This window comes from Dialister sp. (assembly GCF_036343215.1).
In the GTDB taxonomy this organism is placed as follows: Bacteria; Bacillota; Negativicutes; order Veillonellales; family Dialisteraceae; genus Dialister.
In genome coordinates this window covers 1-8,515 of record NZ_JAZASU010000074.1, presented here as the reverse complement: position 1 = coordinate 8,515, position 8,515 = coordinate 1, and the positions used below count along the sequence as shown (strand labels likewise).

Here is an 8,515-nt window from a genome sequence, read left to right as displayed (position 1 = left end):
CCTTTAGAGTGCCTCAAAAACCGGTCAAAACTACTAAAATTTACTCCGAACAGGGTGAATAAGGCCCTATTTCCTTTAAACGCAATAGAGAAATTTCGATTTGGAAGCACTTTAGCAGCTGTTAAGTTAATGATATTGCTGCTAACAGCAAACTGACGAATCGAAATCTGATTTTCAAAGGAAAACGCAATACCCTCCTCCGTTGTATTGCCCGGGTCCGGCGAGCGGACGTAACGCGTAGAGCGAATTGTTTCATCTTTCCCATGTACGAAAGTACGCCCCTTCTGTCAGCTTCGCTGACACCTCCCCTAACGCGGAGAGGACTTTCGCCGGAGCCCTCCCGAGCCGGAGGCGAGGTCTGCCTGAGTTTTTCGAGCGTCGAAGTTGACCTGTTTTCCCCGGCCGAAGGCCGGTTGTACGGTTTTTAATCAATAACTACGCCGCCTTCTTCTGTTGCGGCGTACCTTCCCCAATCCCTAATTCCTAATCCCTTCAGTCGAAAGCATTTTCAAGTCTATTTCCAAATATTTTCTGCAAAACAAGAAAAAGAGGGCGCCTTCCGGCAGCCCTCTGTATGTGTAAGCGATATTTCCGGCTGGAGAAATCAGCCCGTGATCGAATCGGCATTGATCCGGAGCTGGCTCACAAATCCGGTTTCTTCGTCGGTTTCGCTGCCGGTCTCCAGTGTGCCTGTGACGGTGATGGGGGTATCATAGGGGAGTGCAGTGATGGGTTCGTTAACTTTAACGACCACGATGTCCTCAGGCCAGTCAGCATCTGAATTACAGAATGGACAGATGGACATGGGAACGGCAGTGAGTACGAAGAAATGTATGGTCGGCGTCAGTGGCGGGGCCATATAGCCCTGCATGGTCACTTGGCCGCCTTCAAGGCTCGCTACCTTGTCAGAGAAGACGAGTCCGCCATCCTGATAGCCGGAATAAATTTCGTCAAACGATAATTCTTCCGCAAAGGCTGCCGTGATTCCGGTCAGCGCAAGGAGGAGAGCCATAAAGGAAGTCAGAAGAAATTTTCTCATTTATGAGATTTGGTAGCATCGATGCCAAGAGCGCGAAGCATGCCGAAGAATACTTCGGTGTTATCCATAACTCCATGGAAATATTCGGATCCCGGGCCGCCTGCGTTGAGGACTACATCATCAGCGGAGTGGCATTCCTGGGTTTCATTCTTCGGAATGTTTGCCGGAACGAGTTCAGCTTTGCCATTCTTCGGAATGCGGGCCGGGTTGGCTTTGGAGGAAGCTTTGGAAACCTGATGGTATTCGATCTTGTCACCATTCTGGACAGCTTCTTCTTTGGTTTCAGTAACAGCAAGAGCCGGCGGGGTCGGGGTCTTCATGAAGCGGTAGTTTTCGTAGTATTCAGGATGGTTTGCATACTGTACGGCGATGGTTACATCCGGATCCGGATTTTCCGGGAATCCGTCATGGTTGGCATCCTTGAAGGTCGGGAAAATGGACTTTGCATAGGTGCGGACTGCATCTTCGCCAGTCTTTCCGTCTCTTTCATGGTAGGTGCCGGAGATGGAAATACCATGGGAGTGATCGGCTACGACGATGATCAGGGTGTTGTCGCCATGTTCTTTTGCCCACTTTTCAGCGTATTCGATGGATTTATCGAATTCGATGAGATCGTAAGCGGATCTCTGCCAGTCCATGACGTGGAGCTGTTTATCGATGGAACCGCCTTCAATCATAGCGAAGAAGCCGTTCGGGTTTTTGGAGAGGATATCGAGGGTCTTCTTTGTCATATTCATCAGGTTTGGCTGATCCATATGGCCTTTGAGGACTTTCGGATTCTTCAGCATTTCACGGTCGATGTATACGTTCATGGTGCTCGGGGTGAAGAGGCCGAGGAGCGGTTTGTCGGCAGAAGCTGCCATCATATCGGTGGAGTTGTCTACAAAGGTGTAGCCCAGGTCTTTGAATTTCTGGATGACATTGATGTCATCTTTTCTCTTGGAGCCGGCTACGCTCTTCGGAACATAACGGGCAGAGCCGCCGCCCATGATGACGTCAGGACGATGGTATTCTTCGAGGTAATTGTTGGACAGGTAATCCTGGAGAGCTCTTCTGCGGGTATGGCCGACCATAGCTGCCGGGGTAGCATCGGTAGATTCAGCCTGGGTTACGATGCCGACGGACATGCCGCGGGTACGTTTCAGGATTTCGGAAATATTTTCTACTTTCGGATCATCCAGCGGATCTTTGGTGGAATCTTCGTAAACGCCCATAGCGTTGACTACGGATTTATGGCCGGTTGCGTAGGCAGATGCAGAGTTTGCAGAGTCGGTAACCAGGGAATCATAGCCGGAAGTGGTGATGAGGCAGTTATGATCCAGTTTTTCCATAGCGAGAAGATCATTAAATTTCCCGTTGGTCATGCCTTTGGAAAGGATACGGCCGATTTCACGAATCTGGAGGGACATGCCGTCACCTACGAAGAGGATGACGTTCTTGGCTTTCTTCTTGGAAGCTTCCTTCACTACTTTGTAAGCAGCGGACTGGGTGGAAGTTCCGAGGGAATCCTTTGCGGTTACCGTAACTTTGACATCGCCCGGTTTTGCAAAGTTGACTCCATCGATTCTATAGGAGGTCACGCCGTTATCAAGAACTTTGGTTACTGCTTCTTTGCCGAAGTATTTGTCAGCGGATACGCCATTGATCTGTACGTCTACGTTCTGCAGACCTTTTGCATTGGCTACTTCCACATCGAAATCGAAACGGGCGCCGGCCCAGAATTTTGCGGTGTCTACCGGCAGAATGCGAATATCAGAAGCATCGGCACTCATGACTCCGCCAAGCATGGCAGTTCCTGCGAGAATTCCGCAGATGGCTGCTTTCATCCAGGATTTTTTCATTATTGACTCCTTCCCCTTTTAAGAGAGAAACAGGCCCATGGGGCCACAGACCGCAAGCGGTCAAACTGGTTGTTCTGCATATCATCTTAAAAGGGCGATGAAAGAAGAAATACAGGGTTTCGTATGGGTTTGGAAAAATAATAATTAGAATTGTATGAGAATTGGAAATATTTTTGACAGTGACCATGAAATGTAAAGATTGGATATTCAAGTGCGCCCATTGCGTCCCGTAAAGTTGGGGGAATCGTCCCCGGGCAGGGGGGCAGCCATCTCCCTCATAAAAGGGGTCCCTTTTTTTCAATCAAAAACGGCACTTTCGGAAATTTCCGAAAGTGCCGCCATTTTTCCGGCAGAATCTGCCAGTCCTCAGAGGAAAACAAAAAAACACAAACAATTTGGGGGCAATTGGGGGGCTCCACCTCATTTTTGTGTCTTTCCGCTTTTGGCTGAAAGCCAGATCTATTCGATAAAACCTGTTAATTTCAAGTGGTGCGCCTGGGGAGATTCGAACTCCCGACACACGGTTTAGGAAACCGCTGCTCTGTCCAGCTGAGCTACAGACGCATTACTAATATAATACATAAATATAGGGATTTTTTCAAGTATCTGGAAAGTCGTCAGCCGTTAGCAATTAGATTTCTATTACCAAATCTGACTATCGGAGGAATTCATACCCGACAATCCCGAAATGACTCCCGATGCCCCGATATTCCCGATCATCCCCGAAACCCCCGACAGCCCCGATTGAAAAGCTGCCGAAGATGAAATTTCCCATATAAGACTGGCGGGCCAACTATTCTGATGCCCGCCACCTTCCCGCAATCCGAAATCCCAAATCCGAAATCCGTTTTTCTCATCAAAAAAGCCGCAACGACGATTCCGTCATTGCAGCTTTTATTCTTCTTCCTCTTCATCGTCCCTGAAAAGTTCTTTCAGTTCTTTCAGCCGGGAGAAGAATCCTTTTTTCTCTTCTTTTTTCAGACCCGGTTTGGGAGCTGCCGGTCTCTCCGGTTCCGGTTTCCGGATTCTCGGGAGGGGCCAGGCGTTATCACTGGGTTTGAAGGGCGGCGGCGCGGTGAACTTGGGCATCCGGAGGGACGGGGGTGCCATGATTTTTGGTTTCACCGCAGGCACATTCTTCATGGGGCCCCGGATTTCACTCCGTCCGTAGGGAATGTAGTGATAGGATTTGGAGGCGGGATCCGGCACGTTTCGTTCGGCGATATATTTCGTCCCGTTAAATTCGGTTCCCCGGAGTCTTTCGATGAGCATGGAAGCCATGACCTGGGGCGAAAAGTAGGCAAAAGGAAGCCTTGGCGCCATCCGGGCGATGGAGGAAAGGAAGGAAGATTTCACATCATCCATGGACAGGTGAAGGCTCAGCCGTATTTCATCCATCAGAAGGATCATGCCCTTCTGGGTGGGGAAAAGGTTTTCATAGGGTACCACGTTATTTTTATTTCCCATACCGGACATATCGATGAAGAAAACCAGGTACAGGTAGGGCAGCGCTTTTTCATTGTCCTTCACCCGAAGGTAGAAATTGGCTGCCGTGTAATAGGTATTTCGGAGTTTCGACCATTCGCCGGCCATGGTGTAGAGGGAAATTTTCTGCATGAGGGCCCGCCGGAGAATATCCCGGGCTGTAAAAGGTTCGCCCCGCTGGGAAAGGGCGGTCTGGGATTCGCCGATTTCCCCTTCCGTGAGGCCATAGCCTTCTTTCGCATTCAGCACATAGGCCAGATGGTGGCCCAGTTCCGCTTTGCCCTCTTTCGTGAGGACGTAGATTTTCGGCACCACATGTTCATAATCTTTTTCGGAAATATGATCCACCAGCCGTTTCGTGAGTTCCGCATGGGTACCTTCCCCGGAAAGGCCGCAGCGTTTCAGGAATTCCGAAAGCGCCCGGTCCGGCAGCATGCCCGCCGTTTCCCGGGGTTCGCTTTCCCGGAGCCATCCATCTTTCATAAGGAGGGGAATCCGGGCCTCTGCGTCGTCGCCAAAAGTCCTGAGTTCAAAGGGAGGAATGCGGTGATGTACCGGCTTTCCTTCCAGATAACCAAGCAGCAGGATATCCCTGATGACCAGGCCCATAAGACCCCTCCTTTCCATATTTTTCCATTTTTAATTATAATGCAGCCGCCGGCCTTTTGGAAGATAAATTTATGAAATACTCTCGTTCCATCCATGATTTCCGACTACGAAATACAGTACCCTATGATATAATAAAATATATATTTTCTATTGTTCAAACGAGGTGAAGGGTATGGACAAAATTCACATGAATCTCGGCAATGACTCCTATGACATTGTAATCGACAATGGACTGATTCAGAAAGCAGGCCCTATGATCCGGGACCTGACGGGAGCCAATCGGGCAGCCATCATTACGGAAGACGGCCTCGACAGACTTTATGGAAATGACCTGGTCAAATCTCTGGAAGAAGCAGGATTTACCGTCCAGATGATCGTCGTTCCGTCGGACAAGAAATTCCGGACCCTTCGCATGGTAAGCCGTGTTTACGGAGCCCTCGTGGATTTTAGCCTGGGAAGCGATGATATCCTGATCGCTTTAGGCGGACGGGTCGTCGGCGATATTACCGGATTTACCGCAGCTACTTATCGGCGCGGAATCCGTTATATCCAGTTCCCCACCTCCGTCCTTGCCCAGATCGGTTCCTCCATCGGCGGAAAAATTACCCTCGATACGGACGCAGGCAAAGATGTAGTCGGCACATTCTATCAGCCGAAAGCCGTTTTCGTCGATCCCTCCATGGCCAAAACCCTTCCCCGCCGGTTCTTCCATAATGGGATGGGCGAAGCCATCCGGATGGGCTGCGTAGCGGACAAAGAACTCTTTGAACTTTTCGAAAAAGTTTCCTCGGACATGGATATTTACCGCGTCCTTCCGGAAATCATCCGCCGCTGCTGCACCATCAAAGCCCACTATGTGGAACTGGATCCCCAGTCCAAAAACGAACGCCGGCTCCTCGATTTCGGTCATACCCTGGGATCTGCCATTGAACGGTCCTTCCGCTACAACAATATGGAAATCACCCATGGCGAAGCGACTGCAATCGGTATGTACCTCATTACCCAGCGATCTGAAATGGAAGGCGTCACCAGACATGGTACCACAGGCCGCCTGGAATACGTACTGAAATCCCTGTCGCTGCCGATTTCCACCGCCGTTCCGAACAAAATCCTCCTCGAAGCCCTGAAACAGGACCCGAAACTTCACGACGATTCCCTTCCCGTCACCATGATTACAGAAATCGGACATGGCATCGTAAAACAGGTCAAACTGGACGACCTCATCAAAGTATTCAAGAATTAATTTGTGGAAATATGACAAAAAGCCCCGTGAAAGCGGGGCTTTTTACTTGTACGGAAACTCTTTTTCGAAAACTGAAGGAAAAGTTAACAGTTATCAGTTCTTAGTTATCAGTGGTCCCATCCCTGCGGACATACTTTATTCTCAGATATTTGAAAATCCCTCAATTATATGGAAATACAGTCGTCCACAAGAATGGTTTCTCTGCGAACTGATCACTGAGAACTGATAACTTTACTCCTGAATGACCTGAAAGTTTTCCTGCTGTTTTCATACACTTACGATCATCCCGGCCACGAAGAGTCCCGTGAGAAATCCTCCCACGAAGCACTGGATAAACCGGTGGGTCATACGGGCCCAGAACTGATTGTAAATTTCCTCGAACTCCTCATCCGTATAAAATTCCCGATTCTCATTTTCTACTGCCTTTTCCTCTTTCCGTTCGTCTTCCATAAGCCTCCTTGTCCGACCACCTGTCCCATGCGGATTGTATTATAGCATGCCGGTATGACAGAGACTGTCTGCTTCAAGAGCTTTATTTTTTTAGTTAGCAGTTAATAGTGGTCCCAATCTGTGCGAATCCATTGTATTTCCATAAATCGGAAAATTTCCCAATCCTTTCGAAGCCCGGCTGCCCCTGTGATTATGAACCACTGCGAACTGATAACCGATGACTATACACTTACTTGGAATCCCAGCTGATCACACAGAGTCCGCCCCGCAAACACACAATAAAAAAATCCCGTGACCCGAAGGCCACAGGACTCTTACTCTCTCTCCCTCTCCTGCTTATATGCCATCAATTCCTCGATGCCTACTTCCAATTCCTCTGCAATCCGGACCAGGATGGGAAGAGACACCGAACCGGCCACATCGCCGCATTCGATTTTCGACATATACCGGCTGCTGATTCCCACACGATCCGCCAGATCCACCTGGGTCAGCCGCTTCTTTTTCCTGTAATACGCAATCTTTATCCCCATGCCGCGGGGGTCAATCTGCCTTCCCATACACTCCCTCCTTCATATGTATTATTATGCTAGTTTTATGATTTTTTTGAAACGAACTATCAGTTCCACTTTCACCCCCATTGGTTCACTTTTAAGAAACCGCTGCCGCTTCACAAAAATCCAAAAAAGCCCAGTACATCTGGCCGGGCGTACTCCCCTTTTTTCACTCTGTATGGAAATATATTTCCACATTGTACTATACCATCCCGTTATGACAAAACCTGACGCGTACAAAAATTTGGCAGTCCTTTTTATTTTAAAACTGAATTCTTTGAAACCTTGATTTTTCAGTCATCTTCGAAACATGAAATCGTTCGGGAATCGGGAAAGCGGCGGCACACAATTCATAGAGTGCCGCCTTTTTATATGGGACCCATATAAGTTCCGATATTCCCTCCCGGGGCCAAATGCCGCAGATGGTCAACATGCCAATTGTCACCATCCATCAAGTCGAATTGTTCAAACCCTCCCAAGTTTTGCTCTCGAACGCCATTTGAAGGAAAGAGGCGAAGCCGAATGACGCGCAAATGGCAGTGAGAGTCATGCCGTTGCGGGGAGGGTGCCTGAGCGAAGCGAAGGCGGGTGGGTTCATCTATCGGTGCAAACCGGAATTGACTCAAAAGATACGTGATTTACTTCCCCTTGCGGGGGAAGCTCCCGCACAGCGGGTGAAGGGGACTATCTATCGTAAGAATGGTAAATGACACAAAGGCTTCATGCGTTACGTACTAAAGTTCCTCGGAACCCGGAACTTCCATCCCCCTTATGCCCACTTCGTTCCCGGCACAAATGAGAGCCAAAGGCAGAATCTAAACGGCGCTGCTTCATGAATTGTGCAGCGCACCGCCCCTAATCCCTAACCCCAATTCCCAATTCCTTCAGGACGGACGAACCGCACTGATGAGAAAAATCACGCTGCCCGGATGAGAGCCAAAGGCAGAATATAAAAAAGCGGCGCCCCAAAATTTGCGCCGCACCACCCCGAGTCCCGATTCCGATTCCCGATCGATTCAGAGCTTCGAAGACAGCTGTTCATTCAAAATTTCAAAGAATTCAGTTCAAAATACAAAAAGAGCGCCCCTGTTGCAAGGCGCCCTGCAGGTATCACTTTTTACTAACAGCTCAAACTTCGCAGTTAACAATCTTGTGTTTTCCTAAATAATATCGGTCTTTTTCTAAAAAAGAATAGCAAGGACCTTCCGTTTTAGGTAAAATTAGGTTGGAGACAAAACAATACCTAAAGGAGGCCCTTGCCATGAACTCTATTTTACCACAAAACCAGAATGAAAAT

The 8,515-nt window shown here is 48.9% G+C and carries 6 protein-coding genes and 1 tRNA gene; 1 reads left to right on the top strand and 6 read right to left on the bottom strand.

Features of this window, described 5'->3' with window-relative positions; translation table 11 throughout:
- Positions 1 to 604: 604 nt before the first annotated feature.
- From VZT47_RS08250 to VZT47_RS08235, 4 genes are all read right to left on the bottom strand, one after another.
- Positions 605 to 1,039 (bottom strand): hypothetical protein, encoded by a 435-nt coding sequence (locus VZT47_RS08250; protein ID WP_330224492.1) that lies wholly within the window; start codon positions 1,037 to 1,039, stop codon positions 605 to 607.
- Positions 1,036 to 2,880 carry an alkaline phosphatase gene (locus VZT47_RS08245; RefSeq protein ID WP_330224491.1) on the bottom strand — a complete coding sequence of 615 codons (1,845 nt, stop codon included), beginning with the start codon at positions 2,878 to 2,880 and terminating at the stop codon, positions 1,036 to 1,038. The genes VZT47_RS08250 and VZT47_RS08245 overlap by 4 nt, the downstream gene beginning before the upstream one ends.
- 487 nt (positions 2,881 to 3,367) lie before the next feature.
- Positions 3,368 to 3,444: transfer RNA gene (locus VZT47_RS08240), tRNA-Arg, on the bottom strand.
- 330 nt (positions 3,445 to 3,774) lie between these two features.
- Positions 3,775 to 4,974 (bottom strand): hypothetical protein, encoded by a 1,200-nt coding sequence (locus tag VZT47_RS08235; protein ID WP_330224490.1) that lies wholly within the window; start codon positions 4,972 to 4,974, stop codon positions 3,775 to 3,777.
- 172 nt (positions 4,975 to 5,146) lie between these two features.
- Here VZT47_RS08235 and VZT47_RS08230 point away from each other — a divergent pair, with 172 nt between their 5' ends.
- Positions 5,147 to 6,217, top strand: coding sequence for a 3-dehydroquinate synthase family protein (locus tag VZT47_RS08230; protein ID WP_330224489.1), 1,071 nt, complete (start codon positions 5,147 to 5,149; stop codon positions 6,215 to 6,217).
- A 267-nt stretch (positions 6,218 to 6,484) separates the two neighbouring features.
- Here the strand turns inward: VZT47_RS08230 and VZT47_RS08225 are convergent, their stop codons facing one another.
- Positions 6,485 to 6,667 (bottom strand): hypothetical protein, encoded by a 183-nt coding sequence (locus VZT47_RS08225; RefSeq protein WP_330224488.1) that lies wholly within the window; start codon positions 6,665 to 6,667, stop codon positions 6,485 to 6,487.
- Positions 6,668 to 6,981: 314 nt separating this feature from the next.
- Positions 6,982 to 7,224, bottom strand: coding sequence for a helix-turn-helix domain-containing protein (locus VZT47_RS08220; protein ID WP_330224487.1), 243 nt, complete (start codon positions 7,222 to 7,224; stop codon positions 6,982 to 6,984).
- Positions 7,225 to 8,515: the final 1,291 nt, after the last annotated feature.

Coding starts and splice junctions, on each gene's coding strand:
- VZT47_RS08250 (WP_330224492.1), bottom strand. CDS start 1,039: ATGAGAAAATTTCTTCTGACTTCCTTTATGGCTCTCCTCCTTGCGCTG.
- VZT47_RS08245 (WP_330224491.1), bottom strand. CDS start 2,880: ATGAAAAAATCCTGGATGAAAGCAGCCATCTGCGGAATTCTCGCAGGA.
- VZT47_RS08235 (WP_330224490.1), bottom strand. CDS start 4,974: ATGGGCCTGGTCATCAGGGATATCCTGCTGCTTGGTTATCTGGAAGGA.
- VZT47_RS08230 (WP_330224489.1), top strand. CDS start 5,147: ATGGACAAAATTCACATGAATCTCGGCAATGACTCCTATGACATTGTA.
- VZT47_RS08225 (WP_330224488.1), bottom strand. CDS start 6,667: ATGGAAGACGAACGGAAAGAGGAAAAGGCAGTAGAAAATGAGAATCGG.
- VZT47_RS08220 (WP_330224487.1), bottom strand. CDS start 7,224: ATGGGAAGGCAGATTGACCCCCGCGGCATGGGGATAAAGATTGCGTAT.